We start from the raw sequence: 21,091 nt of genomic DNA on the forward strand, positions 1-21,091 counted from the left end.
GAAAACGATCATCACCCTCCTTTTCGTGGTAGTATATCGCAGAAAGACAGGCTCCTTCTCACCCACCTCTGCAGATACGATGAGGGAAAACAGGGCCGGGTCTCGATGACGGAAAACCATACACCCTGCCTGCTGACGGAGTCTGGGTACGGATCCTGGCGTGCTTGCAAGCGTTTTTTTGGGTGCACTGCCATACCGCTTCATGAAGAGGAATGAAGGCGAGAGGAGCCATCCGTAGGAACCACCCTTCACGGGTGGAGGGCAACGACCCTCTCGCACTGGCTCTCCTTCCCGCCTGCTCTGGTGGGGCTTTGGGGCGCAATGGCAATGCCCCTCCACCCGTGAAGGGTGGCTCCTACGGATGCATCGGCGTTCCCATGCTCCCTCTTTCCATTCATTTGTTGGAGTAGGTGGGTATGAGGGCTTTGTCGGCTGGTCTGGTACAGATGGCTGAGGCGCTGGCAATGATGGTTGGTTTGCCGATCGCTGGTCGCCTGAGCGATAAAATTACGCCCCGCCCGGTGCTGATCGTAGGATTATTTTTGCTTGTCTGCGCCACGGGATTTCTATCCTTGCTGGCCCTCTCAACGCCGCTCTGGCTTGTTATTCTGGGTTTAATCCTGGGGCTGGTGGCTGTCTTTTGTATCCCACGCCAACGTCACACACATACTACAAGTACTACCAGTAGTTATACTACAGATACTACAGATATCCCCAGGGAGGATGCAGGAAAGATTTTGGAAGAAGTTGAGATATAATCTATGCGGCGTGGTCGTAGCTATACAACTTCGTTATGCTTAACGGATATCGAACACTTTTTTGTCAGGCCCAACCTCAGTCCTTTTTCTGCCGACTATCACAATTATAGTTTCACGGCGGGAATAGAATATATCGCCAGCGAGTTACGTACCCGCTCGGCGGTATCGGAGGTAAGGGTGACGCTTTATCTGCCTGCCGCCAGCATCCAGCCAGGTCTGGAACAGCGCGTGGAAGCCGCGTTACAACGCTACTGCCAGAGCCGCATCCAGGAGATTGAGCTAGAGGCGTGTGTGTTGAGCCGACGTGCGCTCCACGCCATGCTGGCGGCCCTGATCGTCCTGGTTGTCTTCATTGGACTTGGCACCCAGCTCACCGCCAGTCCCATCTTCCTCCTCCAGGTCATCGGGGATGGACTCAGCATCATCGGCTGGGTGTTCGTCTGGTTCCCCCTTGACACCTTCCTCTTCAGCGTTCGCTACGCCCGACAGGACCAGCGCATCTACAGGACACTCATGCACATGCATATTAGCATCGGCGAAGCTTAAAATACCTCTAGAAATGATTTATAGTATATAAAGCCCATAGATCCTCATCGAAATGGCGAGGGTCTATGGGCTTTGATAATCTCTCCAGGCTAGTGCGAAGCTTATTTCGCAACCGCCTGTGGGAATTTTTTTGCCAGATACGCGGCACCTGGATTGGTTTCAACGGAGCCATCGGGGAAGACAACGGTCGGAACTGTCTGGTTGCCACCGTTGACTGATTGCACAAATTGGGCCGCTTCCTCATTCTCCTCAATATTCACTGATTCAAAGGGGACACCGTGGGTATCCATCCAGCGTTTTACATTGCGACAATAAGGGCACCAGGAAGTTACATATATGGTCGTGATTTTCTCTGTCTGGGTATGTTCAAGATCAGTCATTGGGTTTTCACTTTCATAATTATAGTTGTATTTACTTATAAAAACACAGGTTTAATCGCGCATATTCCAAACAGACCAATCCTCTCCGAGTCGAGAGGTGGATTGATCTGGCTTGACCGTCCCGGATCGCTTATCGATCTGCATAAGCAACGCGCGCTCCAGGACAGGATCAAAGACGGGTGTTTGATGATCTTACAACCGTGCGTGGAGGGATCAGCGTGCCTGGAAGGAGAGTGGCAGGTTGCGTGGACCAAAGATAAGACGGCTTTCCACTTGCTTCAAGGGCTGATCGTGGTTCAACTGGATCTCACGGAAGTATCTGGGAAGCGTTTCGAGCGTGGTTTTGATTTCAAGGCGCGCAAGTGGCGCTCCTACACAGAAGTGGATACCGTGCCCGAATGATTGATGACGGTTTGGGGTACGTGCGATGTCGAATTGCTGCGCATCCGTGAATTGTTGCTCATCGAAATTGGCTGAAATTCGGCTGACTTCAATGCTTTCGCCTTTGTGAATCTGCTTCTCGCCAATCATGACATCGGTAGTGGCGATACGTCCGACGAGCAGATCGTTGGGACCTGAGCGGAAGGGAGGAATGTAACGTAAGATTTCTTCGACAGCTGTGGAAGCCAGTTCAGGCTGCTCAGAGAGCCGCGCCAGCTGATCAGGATGTTCGTCAAAGCAAAGAATCATATTGCCCAGGACGTTGGTGGTGGTGATGTTGCCAGCAATGAGTAGGGTGAAGCAGAAGTTAACCAGTCCCTCATGATCCAGGTGCTTGCCGTCTACTTCGGCGGCGATGAGGCGGCTGAGCACATCAGTACCGGGATGCTTATGATGCTCTTCAATGGCCTGCGAGAAATAATTGGCAAATTGTTCCTGTGCATAGCCAGCTTCTGACGTTTTATTGATGATCGCATCAGTCCACTGCTTGAATTCAGGCCACTTGTCACGTGGCAAACCAAGCATTTCAGCGATCACAATCACAGGCAAAGGATTGGCTAGCTCAGTCATCCAATCCATCTGTCCATGCGCCACAACCTTCTGGAACAGCTCATCGACGATGCTTTGGATACGAGGGGCCATGTCATTGATGGTACGGGCGGAGAAGGCTTGAGTGATGAGCGAACGCATCGCACGGTGGCGTGGTGGGTCCATCTCGATAATGCTGCCGTTCTCACTGCTAACGCCCTGATTATCCTTGACTGTATGCTCTGAAGAGAAGGTCGCGAAGTCGCTTTGTACACGGACCACATCATCATAGTGGAATACCACCCAGGTATTATTCTCTTCATTATAGACTACAGGATCGTTGGCACGCATCTCACTGGTCCAGTTGCGTAGCTGGTGATGATATTGTTGAGGTGGAATACTCAGATCATTGACAAATGCTGGAAATTTCAACGCTGTATCCTTTCGGACTAGTTCTGCCTGCTGGTATAGTTGCTTACAGACCGCATCAACAATCAAGAAAAGAGTTGCGATTCAAGCACGCCTTTGTGTAATAGCATTCCATTATGCATAATTATGGATTATTCTTCCGCCTATATAGCATAGCACATTCACAATCATAAATGATAGTGCCAGTATTGAATTTCTGTTTTTACTTGTCAGGTATAAACAAGCGAGGCTCCATCTTTTATGATAGAGTCTCGCTGTTGCTCTAGAAAGGGAAGGGGATATTGTAAGCTAGAAGGTGACAGGCAGGGTGCGTAGTCCCATAATCAAGGCGCCAGGCCGCCAGACGAGATCCTCAGCCGCGACAGACAGTTGTAGGGCAGGTAAACGACGGAGCAGCGTCCCGATAGCGATCTGACCTTCCAGACGCGCCAGAGGAGCGCCCAGACAATAGTGAATTCCTTTTCCAAAGGCTAGATGGCGATTATCGTGCCGTCTGATATCCAGTGTTTCAGCCTCCCCAAAGACACCTGGATCATGGTTGGCTGAGGCGAGCAGGACCATGACATAGTCTCCACGCTTGATCTGAGTGCCATCCAGTACAAGATCTTCCCGGGCCCAGCGCTGTGTGGCCGTCATCAAAGGACCATGGAAGCGTAGAAATTCTTCAATCGCCCCCTTCATCAGCCCTGGATCAGCCTCCAGTAACGCTTTCTGATCAGGATGCGTCAAGAGTGCCAGCGTGCCATTGCCGATCAGATTGACCGTCGTCTCGTGCCCTGCGATCAGGAGTAGCGACACCATTGAGATCAGCTCTGCCTCAGACATCTTATCACCTGCTGTTTCGACACTGATCAATTGACTGAGCAGATCATCGGCAGGGTCGGCCCGTTTTTCATTTATAATCTGAACCAGATAGTCATGGAAGTCCATCATATCTGCACGATGTCGGTGAAATTCCTCTGGATTGCCGGATGCTTCAATAATCATATTCGACCATACATGGAATTTATCGCGATCCTCGGATTTAATGCCCAGCATCTCCATGATCACCTGCATCGGAATCGGGAAGGCATAGGCTGCGATCAGATCCGCCTCCCCCCGATCCTGTATCTTATCGAGCAAATCGTCAGCAATTTGCTGGATACGCGGCCGCCAGCGCTCGATCAGGCGTGGTGTAAAGGTCAGGTTGACCAGATTGCGTAAGCGCGTGTGGTCCGGCTGATCGTAGGCGAGCATATTGTGCGAGAAATCAATCATGCGTTCCCGCTCCTCTGGTGTGACTTGCTGTGAAGGATAATACCCTTTCAACTCTTCGGGTGTCAACGCATGCTGAATATCTTTCGCGAATCGGGGATCGCGCAGCACGAGATCGGCATCCTCATAGCGTGAAACCAACCAGCCACGCCGCTCATTCGTCAACTTTGTTTGTCGTACAGGATCAGTTGTGCGCAGCTCTGTAAAGGTAGGATAAGGATTTGCCTTGAAATCAGGTGAAGCAAGATTTATTTCTGTAACCATCGTAGACTCCAAATGAGAGAAATTATAGAACTGTTTGTTTACGTAGCATCATGTGTCTTTTTTAATCTCTTGTATGTACTATAAATCATGGATCGAAATTGGTCAAGATAAAAAACACAATGCCGGGTGCTCTACGTATAGCTCCGGCATCTCTTATTATCCACTCTGTCGAGTTGTGCAGTTCTAAGATGCGTGTAGAGCAGGCGTACATGTTTTGTGACGTTCGTCAGGACCGGTTGAGATGAGGCCAACCGGGATGCCGAGTTGCGCTTCGATACAGGCCAGATAGGCGGCTTGAGTGTTTGCACGATTACTCTCTTTGGGTAGGATTTGATATTCGGGTGTACAGGCCATTAATTTTCGGGTGAGCTGTTCTTGATGCGGCAGATTGGCGGGACGGTGTACCTGGATGCCGGTGATGCGGTTGTCGCTATGCTCAAAGTAGCCAGATAGGTCGTCTGTATGGCCTGTATGGCGATAGGCGGTAGTGATCTTGCAGGCCGGGAAGAGAGGCAGGCGGTCGAGATGAGTGATAGCAAGATAATCGAGTTTGCCGATTACGCGACAGGCATAGCGGGCGGCGATCAGATCAAAGTAGCCCGCGCGGAAGCTGTGTTGCCAGTCATTCCAGCTATTATGCGCTTCTGGCAGGGTATGTGTCAGGATAGGATCTTCGCTGGGCAGCGGTCCCGCACCATGGCGGGTGGCATAGGCACGCAAGAGACCAAACCTGGTGATCTCCCCTTCGTAGTTATACGTTTGCAGAAACGCATCAGCATTGGCAAAGGTGGTATGGCTCCAGGTTGAATAAGGCGCAAAAGCGAAATCTTCATCCAATAACACTCCCTGTGCACCTTCAAAGATCAGTGTTCCTTCGCGATTGCAGATATTTTGGATTACCTTTTCATCAATGATGTCCACACAGCTGGCGAAGTGGTGATAGATATCGATGCAATCCTCGATACAGTTTTTGTCACTGAAGATGGCGCATTCCTGCTGAACCGCCGGGAGAGCGGGCAGGAGCGGTCGTAGCCTATCCAGTTCCGCCCGCTTGCTATCCTTGATAAAGGTAAGTTTGCGCCGGATGCTCATACGGTCATAGAGATCTCCTGCGTGCAGGATATCCTGTCCATAGGTCAGAGAATCAGCCATACATTCGCCAATTCCTTCACCACAACTGCCGTGTCTGTCCGCTCCGCGAGCCAGTTCACGCAAGCGATTGAGCGTCTTCTGGAAAGGAGTAATGATCAGCGCTTGTTGCGCGATTTGTGTCCGTGCCAGCGCATTTGGGATGTCCAGTGTGGCAAGGTGGCGCGCCTCTTTGAGCATGTTGAGAGGATTAATGAGCATCGAGTTGGTCAGCAGTGTTCTGGTCCAGGGAAGCAGCATGCCGCTCCCAAATTGCGCGAAGGTATGATGTTGTCCGGCACTCGTGACAACATTATGCGCGGCCTGCGGGCCACCATTATAGCGTACAATCGTGTGAGCCTCGGTCTGGCGGGTCAGGTAGTCGGTCATTGTTCCCTTCCCGGCATCCCCAAAGCCCAGATCGGCAATCAAAAGTGCCTGCCTATATCCTTTTTTCTGCCTCACAGCTGTTTGCTTTCTTCTACAATATCTTAATGCAGTTAAATCCAGTATTAAAGTCTCTTCCGGAATTTTTTCATCTTAACCGGAATTCTATTCTCTTATGTGATGATATATATTAATGCATATGTTAATGTTTCAATCTTTGTGTATTGGCCTCGCGTGTTTCTTATTCCGACTATATGTATCAGTCTAGCTTACCCGGGACTGTATTTATTGATGAGTGTGGTCACGAGATTTTATCGAGCCTGTCTATAAATTTCTGGTGGAGATAGCTATCCAGCTATCCATCTATGGTGCAATGGATACCTCGCTCAAGGTTTTTTTGAGCTTGCAAGCATCGTTTCAGCGCTGGTATCCATTGCCATAGCGTCTCTTTTAGATGCGTTCGGTGCCAGTGGGCCGCTTTAAGCTTTTATGTATCTGTTCCGGCAGGCTGTTGACAGTATGTATGGTCCTACTAACAAGGTTTTTATTGTTAACATAGGTCTGGAGCGCCTGCGCCGCCGCTTTGACATTCTGCTTATCAGCTCCCGCTTCCTGGAGATCCTGCTCTCCTTCGGCGAGATTGATGGCGTTTTCGGTGAGTCCGATGGTGAGCGCAATCGTCTCGCACACGGCGTTTTCATCGTCCAGGAAGATGACATTTTGTCCGAGCAGGTCGTGCCAGAAGTTCTGGATATTCCTATCTTTCCCGTGGCTGGCGTTGCGCGGAAAGATGAAGAAGAAGTGATAGTGGCGCTGCACCTCCGCGATGATACTGTGCAACGAGATTTTCTCCTGTAGCTCATCGCCGATATGCCTGGCTACCTGCTTTGTATCCACAAATGGATAGGCTTTTTCGTCACCAATCAGGAAGGCGTAGCCCTTGCGACCGCGCTTCTCCCAGCAGTCGATGGCGGTATGGCGCGCCAGGAAGTAGAGGGCAAGTTCATAGGATTCATGCCTGGTGCCGCCTCCACCGCCTTCAAGGATGATGTTTCGCAGGTGCTCATCCATTTCGACACCACTCTCAAATTGCCCGATCTGCAAGGGGACGCGATCACAGGTGGCGTCACCGAGAGCCCCAAAGAGGATCTGTGGATCGGGCAGGTAGTTCTTGAGCAACAGCACACGCATCAGTTCGGCCAGTTTGCGCTGGAAGACGCGCGGAATGCCGCCCATGGAGCCGGTTTCGTCAAAGAGGATACTGATCGCGTTGGAGCGTGGATGCGCCTCGCTATCCCGGCTTTCGCGTACCGTTGCGCCCAGCGGATCAAGGCTGGGATGGATGTGCAGACGTCCGGTTGACCGTGCTGCATCGCTGTACGCAAAGTCGCTGGTATGAGCTGCTTTGCGCAGGCGGGCGGCCTCTTCATAGCTATCAGTTGACCAACGTGTACTACCCATGTGTCTTTCCTTCACTTATGTATGCTTCAACGTCTCCTCGACAGTGGAGCGCGAACCAGATACTCTATCTGGTTCATAGAAGCTTTTCGAGCGTTTGTCGTTCCTTCAACTTTTGGGATTACCGTTCGGGCATACGAAATGTATGAAAGGTTCTGGGACCCCAGAGACGCTCGATCAGCGTATCGAAGTCCAGTAGCAGGGAATCAACCTCCTGAGGACGCTGCATAGGATGAGGCAGTATACAGGCTTTCAGATAGTCACGGATCTGCCAGGGAACCGTGTCGGGCACAGCGCCCGTGTGCGGATCACCACCCAGGATGTCGATCATACAACGGGCTCCCATGGCGATATCCAGAGCGGGTGTAGGCATTTCCCTGGCAGGCACCTCGGCTGGATACCAGTCGCGATAGGGGATACTGATCGCGCTAATTCGTTCGCCGGTATTACTGACATCCAGAACCGCATATGACCAATCGATCAGTACAAGGCCATGTTGTTCGGGATGCAGCAAAACATGAGTCGGGAGTACCGCGCCGTGGATGACGTTGTTGCGGTGTGCGAAGCCCAGCGCCACCAGCAGGCGTCGCCAGATCCAGGCCATATCTTTGGGATCGATTCCCAGTGGATATGCCTCTTTCACCTCCTGTAATGAATACAGACCTTGCGTAGCGGTTAGCACATTTAATTGTCGCACCGCGCCCGAAGCCTCTTCCTGATACATAAAGGTATCGAGCAGCTGTGAGACAAAATGACGCAAGTTGATATAGTCATAGCCAAGGCTCAGATGCGACAGGATGCGCGCCTCATTCGCCAGCAGATCATTATCCTCTGGATGCAGCGGGAATTTAAAGATGGCTGGCTCCTTGCGACCAGTCATTGTATAACTGCCCAGATAGAGCTGGCAGATATCTCCCTGCGCGAGCGGGTGTTCGATACTATACACATGATCCGGCATCCTCAGGACAAAAGGTTCAAAGACATCCGGACTTGCGTAGGTACCATTCTCAAGCTGCTGTTGAGCCAATTCCCAGAAATGCAGCAAGCGTTTAAACGCCTGATCCGCCGTAGCGAAGCCCTCCGAGCCCGCATGGATATCAGGATGAGCCAGCTTTGCCATCTGACGAAAGATGCGCCTGGCCGTCTCGATCTGCTCAGTGCGGGAGCCTGTTAGCGTCCCAAAAACATCCCGTGGATAACGGGCCTGTGCGAGCGTGCTCTGCAACCGCTCCAATTCATGATTGCTCACAACCAAAATCCCCTCTCATAGTTAGTGTACCGCTTACACTAACTATGAGAAAGTTATAACATGAAAAACGTGCGTTGTCAAGGTATTTAATCCCTTTGCTGTGAAGAGGACAAGAAAACATCTGCACGCCCTCTCTTGCTTATACGTTCTATTATAAACAAGGGACACAGCGCTGCTAGTGAAAAGGAAGATCTGGATGTCGAAAATATTGCGTATCTCGGTTATGCAAGCAGGCGAATGGTTTAAGGATCGCGATCCCGAGGAGTGGCGTCGGAAGCGGGCGCAGGTGCTGCGACAGAGCCAGTATACCTGTAGTTATTGCCAGCTCACCTGTCGAAAATTCATGCAAGTTAATCATATTGGAGCCGAAGATGATCATCGACCGGAAAACCTGGAGACTGTTTGTCCAGCCTGTCATAGCGTCATGCATCTTGGCATTAATATCCTTGAAGGCACGCTCAGCATCTTTGACTGCTTGCCGGAAGTCAATAATATGGCTGCTATTGTTTGCGCTACTCGTGCCCTCGTCGCCAGAGACCTGCCCTGGGAGCAGATTGAGGACCAGATCCTGCAACGCTTCGCTGCTCCTGCTGGCAGGCTCTATAGCCGGGGAGAGAGCCTGGATTTTGCCAATGACCTGTTGCGAGCTATCCAGCCCGGAGCTTATCGTAGTTATCTAGCGGCTGGAAAAGCCATCCTCTTCCATGCCGCCTCGCCGTGGAACGACTATCCTGAACGTATCTGGCGCTGGCAATGCCTCCCTGGCAGTCGCTACCGCACGACACAGCCAGAGAGCTAGCGGCAGCCAATGTTCCGCGCCAGAGCTTCAGCGAGCGGATAGACCCGCTCTCTGGGAAGAAAGTCCCTGGCCTTCGCCTCCTCGCCTGCTTGCAATAGACCACGGATTTTCCTCACCAACGGTGTGATATCGCGGATCTCCAGGGTCCAATCATTAACATATCTTTCAATTATATGGCGGCTCAGACCCACCTGAATACTCCTTACAGGCAAGCTTTTCCCCCGCAGATTCCTCTCTGGGTCCCATTGGATAAGCACTGTAGCCTGTTTTAGCCGTGTGTTCCACTCATCTTGGGATATTCTATACGCATGAGGGTCATAAGACGTCAAAACGGCCTGTGAGAGCGCCTCCTCCCATCCCTGCCGCGAAATGCGAATCGCCAGAATCGTGTCCTGGCCAGGTTTTTTCCCCCAATTACTGCGTTCCATCATCCATAAAAAAGAAGGTTTAATCCATGTCATTCTATTTAACGAAAAAGGAGCGACAAAACGATTATGTTGTACCGCAGGGAGAGCAATAGCTTTACTGTACGCCTGATAAACAATAATCGATTTGCTCTCATAATCCGCACGAATTTCATGTTTGTTCATAAGCATTATTTTATCAACAATCATCAGCTCTCTATCCTTGTTGCACCTGCGCTCTATTCTGCAGCAGCTGAAAGATAAGGACAATGGGTTGTTTCTCACTCCTGTTTTTATGATTGGATGTTTCGTCGGCCCGGCTGCCTGCCTTCGGTAAGCGGAAGCATGGAGGGACGCATTTTGAGTTGCATAGAGGGAATGATAGAGCGGGCACGCTTCTTCATCTCCAGGGCGACTGGTCCGGCGTAGTGACGGTCAACCTCTTGTTCAAAGAGGCTTAGCCAGCGGGCAAAGTGCTCGCGTGTGAGCTGTTTCTGTTGATTGAGGAGAATATGTTTATACATCATGCCCCCATGATAGGTGCCTGTCTGGAAGAGCAGATTTTCCCAAAAATCATACATCACGGGTAAATGCTCTTCGAGATTGATTGCGGCAACCTCAGTAAAAAAAGGACCAATGTCGGGATCTTGCATAGCCCGTTCATAAAAAGCGCGTACCACCGTTGCAATATCTTCTCGCGACTCTATATCTTTTTGATTCTGCATCATCTTGCTCATCCTTTTAAGGGTAATTTTCTATCTTTACGGCACAGATATCTATCCGACAAAGCACTATCGTGCTTGTTCATAGCTATATTCATCTCTTCAATTATAGCAGACTTCGCCTTCATCAGTAGCGCTCATCGAGAGGATGAGGATTACAGCGTGGTTAGCGTCAGGCTTCCGATAAGAGATCTTTCTGGGCGGACAAGAGGTCAATGACTTTGATAATCATCTCTTCAGGTTGTTCGCATGCGAAGTTGTGCCATTCGGTCGCGCTCGCCCCGATGAAGGTACGCAGGGATGGGACATAATAGCGGGGATAGGTTTTTTGACGAGCCAGTGACAATAAGATGCTTCGTGATCCGCACATCCGACACCATATTGAGCCCTCTGCTTGATGGCTGGCCTGCTCGCGATGCACTCTTCCATTGTCTTCCCAGCGCCCTTCACACCATACTCCTGTCTGCTCACCCTCATTTCCTTTATAGATATCCTCATCTGTAACAACAATCTCTATCGGCACATTATTTCTCTCTATCTCTGAAAATTCCGTTTCTATGGGCACACTATAGCACTCTATCTCTGAAGTATTTGTCTCTGTTGGCGGAGTGTTTTCCTCTATCTGAGAAACATCGGTCTCTATTTGCACACTATAGGGTTCCACATTTAAAGTATCCCCCTCTATTTCAGCTGCCTCCTCTTCAGTGACTGACGGATATGATGGATATGATGGGTTATGCATAAAACTTTTATTTTGAGTGGAAGAATTAAAGGATGTAATATTTAAAAGTTTCGGAGATGATCCGTCATATCCATCATATCCATCATCATCTTTATTTTTCATGCTTGTGTGGTTGTCTGTTTCTGGTGTTTGCGCTGAATCTTCTACCCGCCGGGCATCATGATTCGGGGAGTAGAGACCGATGCCGCGATAGATAGCTCCAAAGGTTGTATGCATCTTCTCAAAGCGTTTGGATAGTTCTGTGCCAAAGGCTTTCAGGCTGAGCGGACGATCTGTGCGGTTGTCATCGTGCCACCGTTCATAATGGCTATAGAGAATGCTGGCTTTGATTTCGGACTGGGGAGCGATGGTGCAGCGATCACGGATAAATTGTTCGATGGGATCTTGCGCAGCGCGATATTGCGTGTTGTTGGCCTGAACTGCGGTTGGTATGTTGAGTCCCTCTTTTTTCCATTGCAGGCAGCCGCGCATCAGCCAGGCGAGGATACCGCTGCGTTCCGCATAGAGTGTCTCTTCTAACTTTTTATCGCGAGGACGCTCATTCTCTTGCTGCGGATGATCTACAAAGCGCATACTAAAGTCGATCAGGCAGATACGATCCCAGGCTGCTTGCTCTTTTGAATTGATGATAGGTTTATGATTGGTCATCAGGAGGAGTTTATGGGTGGGCGTAAAGGTGTGCCCATGCTTGCTATAGAGATGGCGGGCGTTGATGTCTCCTCCACCGGACAATTGCTTGACACGGGCGACATCAATACGGTCCCCCTGGCGTGTCTCGCTACCCCAGACAACACGCTTGCCCTGGAGATCGCTGAGATGCGGGGTGGGTGCTCCGCCGGTTTTGTTGCGGTTCTCTTCGACAAAAATATCGTTGCTGATGGCGCTAGCAATTGGCCCCAGTACTTGATGCAGGGCGCGTAGCAGTGTATCCTTTCCGTTGCGCCCCTCTTCTCCATACAAGATGGTGAAGATGTGGTCCTCAGTTGAGCCAGTGATACAGTAGCCAAGCAGGCGCTGTAGAAAAGCGATGATGTTTGTACGCTCAACCTTATCGGCGAAGATCTCCTCTAAAAAGTATTCAAAGCGTGGACAGGGGGTATCCAGTCCGGCCCATTCGGTGGGACAGATAGTGCGCAGATAATCGCCAGGGACTCCTGCATTACATTGTCCGGTTCTCAGGTCGAGAACTCCATTCGGCACGGCGAGTAACCAGGGATTGCTGTCCCACATCGTCGTTTCAATGCTCACATAACTGGTAGCCATGGACATGATATTCTTGATGCGCCGGTAAGAGTGCAGTGCTTTGGCGCGTGCTTTCAGTTGTTTGAACTGCCCCTCCATCTGTTCTACCTGACGACCGAGCTTCTCTGTTTCGCCGTAATTACGCCCTCGACTCTGCTTTTCAGCTTGTCGTAGTTGTTCGCACGAGTTGACATAATCAATTTTCAATGCAGCCGCCGCTTTGAGATAGATCGAGGCCAGTGAGCCCCCCACCAGTTGCAGGATCTTGTCCGTACTATCACGTTTCCAGGCGTGATCGCGCCAGATATACCATTCTTTTTCGAGATTGTCATAACAGACTTTATCCGCAAAAGCCTGGGCAAAGAGTTGCGCATCACCCATCTCGTCATCCTTGAGACAGGCCAATACGTCCTCAAAGGCAACATCATGCGGTTTTAAGATCCATTTTTTTTCCTCATGCAGCATCTGGAGTTCGCGTTCACAATCAATGTGGGATTGCTTGAGGAGTTGATCGATGGCTGCCGCGAGCTGCTGTTTGCTGCGTCTGGGAGTATAGGTTTCCGTACAGATCGCACAGGCACGGCGCAGAGTCTCCTGTCCGTATGTGCTGACACCACGCCCTGCATCCCATTTGGTGCGATAGAGAGCGCTGCGGCGGAAAAGTTTATCCATACGGACACTATCACGTCCGGTCCAGAAGGCAAGATGCAGGCTGAGTGCCATATCCGCTTCTGAAGAGGATGTATAGTCAATGGTTGCGCCATCATAAAAGAGTGCCTGGAAGCGTGCTCCATTACTGGCCTCGCAGGCGCGCTGCAAGAGTTCCTCATCATCTAGAATAAAGAATGAGGTGGTGGGAGGGTTGGGATGTTGAGGATTTTTCGCGTTGGAAGTGTCTTTGGAGGGAATGGTGTTCAGGTGTGTAAGTGAGACTGCGAGCTGTTGTTTGGTTCTGTCCACCGCTCCTGCAGGAGGACCGGATGTAGGTGTGGCTGTTTCTGGGCGGGAAACCTGCTGATAAAGCTTATCCAGAGCCACTTGCCGGGATTCGATGTTCTCTGACGTCTCCGGTACATGATTTCCCGTCACCGTAAAATAGCGCCGCGAGCAATACATCTCAATTGCGGCATGGTTCTGCAAGGGCTCCCAGTGCGCCGGGATCTTACGACGAGATCCATGGGGTATCTGACCGCGTACGAAGATATGGATACCACTGCCGCTGGGTGAGAACTCGGTGTAGCTGTTGAGATGTTTGATGATGCGCCAGGCCCAGCGCTCGATCACGCCTTGCTCATCCACACAATGATCCAGATCAATGCCGGTGTAATCTTCATGGAACATATAGCCCAGGCCAGCATAGTTTTCGCGTGTCGCGGCCTCCTGCGCCTGTTGATAGTTGCACCAGGTTTGTGGATCATTGGAGCGTGCCCAACGTCCGGTTGTCGGGGTGTAAGGAATTTTCGTGAATGATCCGTTGCGTTTTTCTTTGCGCCAGCAGATCCAGTGAGGGGAATTTTGTAGTTCTCGTAACGCGGCGGTGTCCCGTATTTTATTGTCCATAGAGAATAATGTTCTCCCTTTTTATAACAAATTTTGTGATGAGATGTGGAGTTCGCCCTGGCAGGCTGCACTATTGGTGGATATGTCTGTGTAAATGTGACGATTTGAAATGTAAGGATCAAGGAAGCCCAGTTGCACGGCGTTGAGCGCAAAGATCGCGCAGATGTGTTTGCGATAGACCGGGCTGGGCTGATGAATGCCACATTCCCAGCGCCGCACCGACTCAGAAGTGATACCGACGGAAACGTTGCCTTCCAGCACGCAGCGTCGATAGATCTCGACCGCCAGATCGTTCTGGGACCAACCGCGCAAGAGGCGTTGATATTTGAGGGGAGATATCGGGTTGGTGGTTACATGGGTGACTTGAAAATCCTGGAGAGATGGCTGTGGAGGTGAAAACATACGTGCTCCTTCAGTGTGCGCCGACCCCTGGCAGGCTACCGGGACCGGGTTGTAAGAGATATGTTGAAGGATGAGCAAGGATGCGTATCTCTTACGGCGACAACACCTTTTCGTATGTTGACCAACCGCATGGTTTGCATTGCACCACACTACCCCGTGCCAATGCTGTTGTGGATATCATTCCCCACCAACCCTTCAACGTGTCCAAATGATTTATGAATCCAGATTTTCGACTATTTGCTTGGTAAGAAAAGCAATAGTTGCAGTTACACTGTAAGAATGGGACGGTTGAACTGGAGTTCACTCACCATTACTACTATTATAGTGCTTACTTTTGCCTATGTCAAGCGAAAAATAGGGAAATATAATGCAGTGTCTTGATTAGCAAAAAAACTCATTCTGAATAATAGAGTAAGACAGATATGACCAAAAACTTAATTACTGTTTTTGCTCAATAAAAATGCTTTTACCTGTTTTTATGATTATTTATCTCTTTTCAAAAATCAAAAAGTGAACATGTTAATGTTTCCCATAGTAGATCGATAGAAGAGTGAGAAGAGTATTGAAATAGCAGCGTGTGCGGCCTTCACTGCATTCTCATAGGTGCCAAATTCTGAGAGATGGGAACGTAAATGCGCTGGATGTCCTCAGGTACGGTTAACGCGAATACCTCGCTTGCCGACCTCTATGATCGCTATGCATATAGTATAATGAATTATGTCTCACGTTATTTATCTACGCGTGAAGATGTTGATGATGTGGTGCTGGATGTCTTTCTGGCGGCGTTGGAGCGGCAGGTCTGGGTATCCTGGAGTGCCGGAGAGCAACTGGCCTGGCTGCGCCGTATCGCCTATAACAAGGTGATTGATTATTATCGTCGGACAAGTCGTCATCCATCTATTGATCTGGAGCGTATCACCTCGCTGCTGGTGGATGATGAGATTTATACACCCGAATATATTGCTGTACGTAATGAAGATTACACCCTGCTGCGTGTGCATATTTCCACCCTTTCGGACGTTCAGCAAGAGATTGTGCGCCTGCGTTTCGGCCATGGCCTGAGCATGAAAGAGATCGCGCACCGCTTGCACACGACGGATAATGTAATCCGTGTGACGCTCTCGCGTGCCCTTAATGTCCTGCGTCGACTTTATCTGCAAGAGGAGGAAAAGTAATTATGGAGCCATTAGATAAATGGTTTTCGCCCGATCAGCTTGAGGAACAGCTTGCCAGGCCGTCGCGGTCTCACCCTCCAACAGCAGTGAATGAACGCTTGCTCCACGATCTCACATTTGTCGTGGAAGAGGATGCACAGCGTCTGGAACGGCTCCGTGCGCGCCTCCTCGCTCAGGCGGCTGACAATCGCAAGCGCCCACCTATCTCAATCCAGCCCTATCAGTCTGGGATGTCAGGACCACAGGGATCATCTGGTCTACAGGATGTGCCAGCGCGACGGCCTGCATCCCATTCTGATGTAAAGCGAACACCCAGGCTGTTCCAGTTATCCCTGGGACTGGTCGCCCTGCTCATTATAGGGAGTATGCTTGGCATCTTCACCCGGATGAAGTCTCATCAGCCACTCCAGGTCAGCTTTCAGCATCCTGCCAGCACAGGTGTAGCGTCTGTGCCCGCTTCAAGTGTCCCGATCCACGGTGCAGCTGCTTATATGCTGGATACCATGACTGGTCGTATGCTGGTAGATATCAATAGTCGTGCTCATTTGCCGTTTGTTGGCGTTGTCAGGCTTATGACGGCGGTGGTAGCGATCGAAAATGGCAATCTTGATCAATCGGTAACGATTTCCCAGAACGTGCTCCAGGAGGCACCGCAGTCTCCGAGTAGCGCCCAACTGGTAGCGGGCGACCGGCTAACCTTGCGTGATCTCCTCCCTGCTTTGCTTTTATCTGGTGGCAATGATGCCGCAGTTGTGATCGCTCACACAGTAACCGGAAATACGCCCAACTTTGTCGCACAAATGAATGATGAGGCTCATCAACTACAACTGTATGACACACACTTTAATAATCTCTATGGCACGCCCGTGGGGGATGAATATTCCAGCGCGGCTGATCTTGCTCATCTCACCCGGTACGCGCTCCAGCTTTCCGAATTTTCCTCGATCTTTGGAGCGCAGCAGCATCGCGTCGCCGCTACAGAGCACAACCATGCCTATCAATGGATCAGCAGTATTGATGCACCGGGTATCACAGGAGCGATCAGCGGATATGATGCTCGTGCTGGCGCGTCGATTGTCTTCTCATCTCGGCGTGCAGACGGTCATGTAGTGATTGGAGTCGAGCTAGGAGCTCCTTCTATGAGTATCCTGAGCGCTGATACCAGATTGCTTTTGCAGCAATAATCAACATTGAATGTACTGACTACTTTGATTTATTGTGTCCAGGTATAGAAATGCAGGTATAAAATGGCCCAACGTATTATGCTTATCGTTGTATTAGTATTTATGATTGTGATTACCGTGCTTGGTATTATCTATGTCCCGACCATCCTTGCCAATGTGCGTAGTGGATCAGGCTTACTGACGGCTGCGGCCACGCCGACGCCGACGCCCGAGCCGCCGACGCCAACTCCTGAGCCGCCAACGCCAACGCCCACTGTTGCTATTCCGACCGCAACGCCAACGCCAACCCCCTTTGTCAGCGGTACCGAAGCATATTTAATCGATGCCGATACCGGAACCATCCTTTATAACTTGAATGGTACCCAGAGCGCTCCGATCGCCAGTACTACCAAGATCATGACTGCGATTATCGCCATCGAGAATGCGAATCTCGAGCAAGGAGTCACTATTCAGCAAGCCGATCTGGATCAGGTGCCAGCGGGAGCCAGTACTGCTGGCCTGGTCGCTGGTGACTACTTCCGCCTGCGTACCCTGTTGGATGCTTTATTGCTCCGTTCAGGGACCGATGCCTCTATTGTGATCTCGCGCGTTGTCGCTGGTAGTACCCAAAATTTTGTGGCTATGATGAATAATAAGGCACAGCAGCTCGGTTTAGCTCATACCCACTACAGCAATCCACACGGTTTTGGTGGAGCTGACCACTACTCATCGCCTGCCGATCTGGTCACGCTTGCCAACTACGCCATGCGCAATCCTACCTTCGCGGGCATCGTTGGAAAGAGCAGCTATAGCGTCCAGCCCACGCTCTACACTCGTGCCTATAACTGGTCAAATACCAATACGCTCATTTCCAGCTATCCGGGTGCTGACGGTGTCAAGACAGGCTGGACCGATGATGCTGGCGTCTGCCTGGTCTTCTCTGCCCGCCGCAACAGTCATCATCTCATCGGTGCTGAATTAGGGGCTAAAACCTACGACGCCGTTTTTGCTGACAGCACCAAACTCCTGGATCTCGGCTTCAGCAAAGAATCCTAGCAATGCTATTCCTCGGTATCTCATAACTAGAGCAGCAAGCGAGCCTGAATATATATATTGATAGTTTATTTGGATGGCTCGCTTGCTGCTCTGTGTGTAGGGAAGCTGCTTGCTGATTAGCTTATTTGTTGAGATACCAATCGGTAGTGGTGAGATTGGGATATGTGATAGTCTTCTTGCTCAGATCAGCTGGTGGACCCGGAAACGCCTGGATCGGCTTGCCAGCTTCCGCAAGCTGCATGCTATCATGCCAGATTTGCGCCGCCCCATCCTGTAGCGTGAGATTCGTCAATTGTGCATAGCTTGTATTTCCGGCCCAGGCTCCGCCCACCAGATCATTCGTATAGCCAATAGTGATAGTATCTTTGAATACACCGTTGAGCGCACCCACAGCCGCCGCCGGGCGGACCTGTCCTGGATTTCCTGCCAGACATTGCGCCTCGCTATTGCTATAGAGCAAGAGCGGAGTACATTTGCCGGTTTCATGCGTGCGAGCAGCGTTATCGCTGAGAACGTCAGTGAGCATAAAGGCAGTCTCCGCGCTTACGGCCCGCGTCTGTGATGGATGCGCGCTATAAATAGTATGGCCACTGCTATCACTGATACTCTCAATCGTGTATGGGGTGGTATGGACGCCCGCATTGGCAAAGCTCTGATAGCCCGCCGTGACATCGAGCAGGGGAAATTCGACGGGTCCAAAGGGTGTACTGTTATGGTCCGGACCGAGATCGGCTGCCTGCATACCTGCATGGATAATTACTTTTTTAAGCGCATCGTAGCCCACTTTCTTATAGAGTTTGAGGGCTGGAATATTATAGTTATTTTGTAGCGCCTCGCGGTAAGATAGATAACCATGATACTGGTGGTCATAATTGGACGGCGCATACGTTTGACCGGATGGGTCAACAACCGAAAATGGAGCATCGTAGACTACCTCGCCTGGACTGATCCCCAGCTCGAAGGCGCTTGCATACACAAATGGCTTGAGCGTTGAGCCGATGGCGCGACTTTTGTGCTGCATGACGTCCAACGGTTGTGTGGATGTTGAACTATCCAGACCCCCGAATAGCGTACGGATCGCCGAGCTATGGGCATCTAGCAGTACGACTGCGGCATTGTTCATATTATGGAGCGCGCCAGCAGTGCTGATATACTGCTGCGTTTTTTGTAGAATCTGCTTTTGTAGTTGGAGATCCAGAGTTGTCGTGACCTTTAGTTGTGTGGTTGGTAGATTGTTATTGCTCACCGTGAGATCCCGCGCCAATTCATTGAGCGTATCATCGATAAATTGGAATGCTATCTGTCGGGATGGTGCATGCTGAGATAGGCAATCACGCCGTGTATCTTGTCCGTGCAACTCGCAGATCAGTTGTCCATGCACATCATAGAGCTGGATTGGTCCCTTCGTCGTATTCGTCGTATTTGTCGCCGTGGGAAGCCCCATGCAGGCGCTCAAGATACAGGCCAATAGAAATGACATCCCTATGTTCAAACATCCAGACAGACGTCCAGGCGGGAAGCCGTGTTTACTATCCATAAATAAAAAACTCCTTTATATTACTTTCCTGTTTTATTTATCGTGGTCAATCTAGAAATATTAACGAGCACTGCATTTCATGCTATCTAGCAGTACCCTTACGTTACATGCGTCTAAAAAGAGACTGGTCGGAGCTGATATGCTTCTGTTATACTGTGCAAAACTGCAAGTAAAAGGAGAAACAAGTAACAGACTCATCACTTGTTGCTTGTTTCTATGGTCTGGATGCTGGTTTTAGCGCTAGAAGCAGCCGAGCCCATTGGGAGTACCCAAACCTGATTGATGGCTATAGATGGTGTTCCCGCCTGTCGGCACAGTGTTGAGTTGGCAATTTCCACTCACCTGTCGCAACCAGAGAGATTGGACATTGCTGGAATTGGTATTGGCATTGCCGGCCAGACCATAGATCGCGGCGAGAATAGGCGTGGAGGCGCTGGTACCGCCCATTTGATACCAGCCATTGGCGTTATAGGTATCATAGACGTAGACGCCTGTGTGAGGATCAGCGACGGCTGAGACATCTGGAACAGCACGCATGCTACAACCTGTGCTGGTAAAACTCTGATAAATAGGCTGTGATATGTGAGTGCTGCAGCCGCCTCCTGCGCTGGCCCAGGTTGTCTCAGTGCCATTTGTTTGCAAGTTCGTACCACCGACACCAATGACATTTGGACAAACAGCGGGTACCTGGACGATGCCATTTGCATCACCCGAACTGGCGACCACGGCAATATTATTATGATTAAAATAGGTATTGCAGGTAGTACTCTCCCCGCTATATTCTGAGTTTGAGCCGTAACTATTGCTGATCGCTTTGGCTCCCAGACTGGCTGCTGTATTAACGCCCGTCCCAAGATCATGCATACTAGCAGAATTTGCTTCTACCAGGAGCATCTGGCAATTGCGGCAGACAGCACTGACCATATCCATATCCAGCGAGGTCTCCTGTGCCCAGAATGTGTTGGCGGGCGGATATGCCCCCGGGTTGCCTGTCTGATTGGTCTTCAGGAAGCATCCTGTGAGTGATGAGCAGGCTGGCAGCCCGAAGGTTGAGCGGTAGGTCGCCATATCGGATTCCGCATGGGGATCGTCATAGGCCGTGACAATAGCGATGCGCTGGCCGGATGGCGCAAGTGAGGGAAGGTTGTAAGCTCTGAGAATATCGGCGGGTTGATAGGGAATACTACCGCCAGTTGGGAATGATCCAGGTGCCTGCACAGGAGGAGGTGGTACTGGTTTGAGCACTTCAACCGTACAGGATGCCAACTCTCGATGATGGATATCTGGTGGGCAGGCTCGATGGGGCTTATGAGGCTCAATTGGCCCCGTCTCCAGTCGTTGCAACGAACTTGCATGTACCTGTGTTATTCTATATGGCGCACCTGGCAGTAAGAGTGTGATAAGACAACTCAGACAAATTAACAGCATCTTGCGTATCATTTTTTCTTCCATTCCTAAATTCCTACT

18 protein-coding genes are annotated in these 21,091 nt (G+C 50.6%); 6 read left to right on the forward strand and 12 right to left on the reverse strand.

Annotated features, from left to right (window positions below; all coding sequences use genetic code 11):
- The first annotated feature begins 416 nt into the window (after positions 1 to 416).
- Together F1593_RS21670 and F1593_RS21675 are read left to right on the forward strand one after the other, a co-directional pair.
- On the forward strand, positions 417 to 758 hold the full coding sequence (locus F1593_RS21670; protein WP_149403653.1) for an MFS transporter: 342 nt from the start codon (positions 417 to 419) through the stop codon (positions 756 to 758).
- 3 nt (positions 759 to 761) lie between these two features.
- Complete coding sequence (locus F1593_RS21675; protein ID WP_149403654.1) at positions 762 to 1,304, forward strand: hypothetical protein; 543 nt, start codon at positions 762 to 764, stop codon at positions 1,302 to 1,304.
- A gap of 101 nt (positions 1,305 to 1,405) precedes the next feature.
- Here the strand turns inward: F1593_RS21675 and F1593_RS21680 are convergent, their stop codons facing one another.
- The 6 genes from F1593_RS21680 to F1593_RS21705 all read right to left on the reverse strand — a co-directional run bounded on the left by F1593_RS21680 (position 1,406) and on the right by F1593_RS21705 (position 8,822).
- Complete coding sequence (locus tag F1593_RS21680; protein ID WP_149403655.1) at positions 1,406 to 1,684, reverse strand: mycoredoxin; 279 nt, start codon at positions 1,682 to 1,684, stop codon at positions 1,406 to 1,408.
- A 213-nt stretch (positions 1,685 to 1,897) separates the two neighbouring features.
- On the reverse strand, positions 1,898 to 3,085 hold the full coding sequence (locus tag F1593_RS21685; protein WP_149403656.1) for a cytochrome P450: 1,188 nt from the start codon (positions 3,083 to 3,085) through the stop codon (positions 1,898 to 1,900).
- Positions 3,086 to 3,370: 285 nt separating this feature from the next.
- Positions 3,371 to 4,600 carry a cytochrome P450 family protein gene (locus F1593_RS21690; RefSeq protein ID WP_149403657.1) on the reverse strand — a complete coding sequence of 410 codons (1,230 nt, stop codon included), beginning with the start codon at positions 4,598 to 4,600 and terminating at the stop codon, positions 3,371 to 3,373.
- A gap of 183 nt (positions 4,601 to 4,783) precedes the next feature.
- Positions 4,784 to 6,193, reverse strand: coding sequence for an adenylosuccinate synthetase (locus F1593_RS21695; protein WP_149403658.1), 1,410 nt, complete (start codon positions 6,191 to 6,193; stop codon positions 4,784 to 4,786).
- Between the two features lie 372 nt (positions 6,194 to 6,565).
- Complete coding sequence (locus F1593_RS21700; protein ID WP_149403659.1) at positions 6,566 to 7,576, reverse strand: hypothetical protein; 1,011 nt, start codon at positions 7,574 to 7,576, stop codon at positions 6,566 to 6,568.
- A 118-nt stretch (positions 7,577 to 7,694) separates the two neighbouring features.
- On the reverse strand, positions 7,695 to 8,822 hold the full coding sequence (locus F1593_RS21705) for a protein kinase family protein (RefSeq protein ID WP_149403660.1): 1,128 nt from the start codon (positions 8,820 to 8,822) through the stop codon (positions 7,695 to 7,697).
- 196 nt (positions 8,823 to 9,018) lie between these two features.
- Here F1593_RS21705 and F1593_RS21710 point away from each other — a divergent pair, with 196 nt between their 5' ends.
- Positions 9,019 to 9,621, forward strand: a complete 603-nt coding sequence (locus F1593_RS21710) for an HNH endonuclease (RefSeq protein ID WP_149403661.1) — start codon at positions 9,019 to 9,021, stop codon at positions 9,619 to 9,621.
- On the opposite strand, the gene F1593_RS21715 is transcribed toward F1593_RS21710, so the two are convergent.
- The 4 genes from F1593_RS21715 to F1593_RS21730 all read right to left on the reverse strand — a co-directional run bounded on the left by F1593_RS21715 (position 9,618) and on the right by F1593_RS21730 (position 14,693).
- Entirely contained in the window at positions 9,618 to 10,235 is a 618-nt protein-coding gene (locus tag F1593_RS21715) for a DUF4291 domain-containing protein (protein WP_216368955.1), read from the reverse strand. The genes F1593_RS21710 and F1593_RS21715 overlap by 4 nt on opposite strands.
- Before the next feature lie 83 nt (positions 10,236 to 10,318).
- Positions 10,319 to 10,753, reverse strand: coding sequence for a group III truncated hemoglobin (locus F1593_RS21720; protein WP_235932659.1), 435 nt, complete (start codon positions 10,751 to 10,753; stop codon positions 10,319 to 10,321).
- A 166-nt stretch (positions 10,754 to 10,919) separates the two neighbouring features.
- Positions 10,920 to 14,291, reverse strand: coding sequence for a phage/plasmid primase, P4 family (locus tag F1593_RS21725; RefSeq protein WP_149403662.1), 3,372 nt, complete (start codon positions 14,289 to 14,291; stop codon positions 10,920 to 10,922).
- 21 nt (positions 14,292 to 14,312) lie between these two features.
- Complete coding sequence (locus F1593_RS21730) at positions 14,313 to 14,693, reverse strand: helix-turn-helix domain-containing protein (RefSeq protein WP_149403663.1); 381 nt, start codon at positions 14,691 to 14,693, stop codon at positions 14,313 to 14,315.
- Positions 14,694 to 15,325: 632 nt separating this feature from the next.
- Between F1593_RS21730 and F1593_RS21735 the strand changes: the two genes are divergently transcribed.
- From F1593_RS21735 to F1593_RS21745, 3 genes are all read left to right on the forward strand, one after another.
- Positions 15,326 to 15,868, forward strand: a complete 543-nt coding sequence (locus F1593_RS21735) for an RNA polymerase sigma factor (protein WP_149403664.1) — start codon at positions 15,326 to 15,328, stop codon at positions 15,866 to 15,868.
- 2 nt (positions 15,869 to 15,870) lie between these two features.
- Positions 15,871 to 17,052, forward strand: a complete 1,182-nt coding sequence (locus F1593_RS21740) for a D-alanyl-D-alanine carboxypeptidase family protein (protein ID WP_149403665.1) — start codon at positions 15,871 to 15,873, stop codon at positions 17,050 to 17,052.
- Between the two features lie 63 nt (positions 17,053 to 17,115).
- Entirely contained in the window at positions 17,116 to 18,087 is a 972-nt protein-coding gene (locus F1593_RS21745) for a D-alanyl-D-alanine carboxypeptidase family protein (RefSeq protein ID WP_149403666.1), read from the forward strand.
- A 121-nt stretch (positions 18,088 to 18,208) separates the two neighbouring features.
- Here the strand turns inward: F1593_RS21745 and F1593_RS21750 are convergent, their stop codons facing one another.
- A complete protein-coding gene (locus F1593_RS21750) occupies positions 18,209 to 19,624 on the reverse strand; it encodes a penicillin-binding transpeptidase domain-containing protein (protein WP_149403667.1) in 1,416 nt (471 codons plus the stop codon).
- 240 nt (positions 19,625 to 19,864) lie between these two features.
- Complete coding sequence (locus tag F1593_RS21755; protein ID WP_149403668.1) at positions 19,865 to 21,076, reverse strand: S53 family peptidase; 1,212 nt, start codon at positions 21,074 to 21,076, stop codon at positions 19,865 to 19,867.
- Between the last annotated feature and the right edge of the window lie 15 nt (positions 21,077 to 21,091).

The sequence above is a fragment of the Dictyobacter arantiisoli genome, from assembly GCF_008326305.1.
GTDB classification, from domain to species: domain Bacteria; phylum Chloroflexota; class Ktedonobacteria; order Ktedonobacterales; family Ktedonobacteraceae; genus Dictyobacter; species Dictyobacter arantiisoli.

What these genes read in the sequence shown, in the direction of transcription:
- F1593_RS21670 (WP_149403653.1), top strand. Translation starts at nt 417, where the DNA reads ATGAGGGCTTTGTCGGCTGGTCTGGTACAGATGGCTGAGGCGCTGGCA.
- F1593_RS21675 (WP_149403654.1), top strand. Translation starts at nt 762, where the DNA reads ATGCGGCGTGGTCGTAGCTATACAACTTCGTTATGCTTAACGGATATC.
- F1593_RS21680 (WP_149403655.1), bottom strand. Translation starts at nt 1,684, where the DNA reads ATGACTGATCTTGAACATACCCAGACAGAGAAAATCACGACCATATAT.
- F1593_RS21690 (WP_149403657.1), bottom strand. Translation starts at nt 4,600, where the DNA reads ATGGTTACAGAAATAAATCTTGCTTCACCTGATTTCAAGGCAAATCCT.
- F1593_RS21700 (WP_149403659.1), bottom strand. Translation starts at nt 7,576, where the DNA reads ATGGGTAGTACACGTTGGTCAACTGATAGCTATGAAGAGGCCGCCCGC.
- F1593_RS21710 (WP_149403661.1), top strand. Translation starts at nt 9,019, where the DNA reads ATGTCGAAAATATTGCGTATCTCGGTTATGCAAGCAGGCGAATGGTTT.
- F1593_RS21715 (WP_216368955.1), bottom strand. Translation starts at nt 10,235, where the DNA reads ATGATTGTTGATAAAATAATGCTTATGAACAAACATGAAATTCGTGCG.
- F1593_RS21720 (WP_235932659.1), bottom strand. Translation starts at nt 10,753, where the DNA reads ATGATGCAGAATCAAAAAGATATAGAGTCGCGAGAAGATATTGCAACG.
- F1593_RS21725 (WP_149403662.1), bottom strand. Translation starts at nt 14,291, where the DNA reads ATGGACAATAAAATACGGGACACCGCCGCGTTACGAGAACTACAAAAT.
- F1593_RS21730 (WP_149403663.1), bottom strand. Translation starts at nt 14,693, where the DNA reads ATGTTTTCACCTCCACAGCCATCTCTCCAGGATTTTCAAGTCACCCAT.
- F1593_RS21735 (WP_149403664.1), top strand. Translation starts at nt 15,326, where the DNA reads ATGCGCTGGATGTCCTCAGGTACGGTTAACGCGAATACCTCGCTTGCC.
- F1593_RS21740 (WP_149403665.1), top strand. Translation starts at nt 15,871, where the DNA reads ATGGAGCCATTAGATAAATGGTTTTCGCCCGATCAGCTTGAGGAACAG.
- F1593_RS21745 (WP_149403666.1), top strand. Translation starts at nt 17,116, where the DNA reads ATGGCCCAACGTATTATGCTTATCGTTGTATTAGTATTTATGATTGTG.
- F1593_RS21750 (WP_149403667.1), bottom strand. Translation starts at nt 19,624, where the DNA reads ATGGATAGTAAACACGGCTTCCCGCCTGGACGTCTGTCTGGATGTTTG.
- F1593_RS21755 (WP_149403668.1), bottom strand. Translation starts at nt 21,076, where the DNA reads ATGGAAGAAAAAATGATACGCAAGATGCTGTTAATTTGTCTGAGTTGT.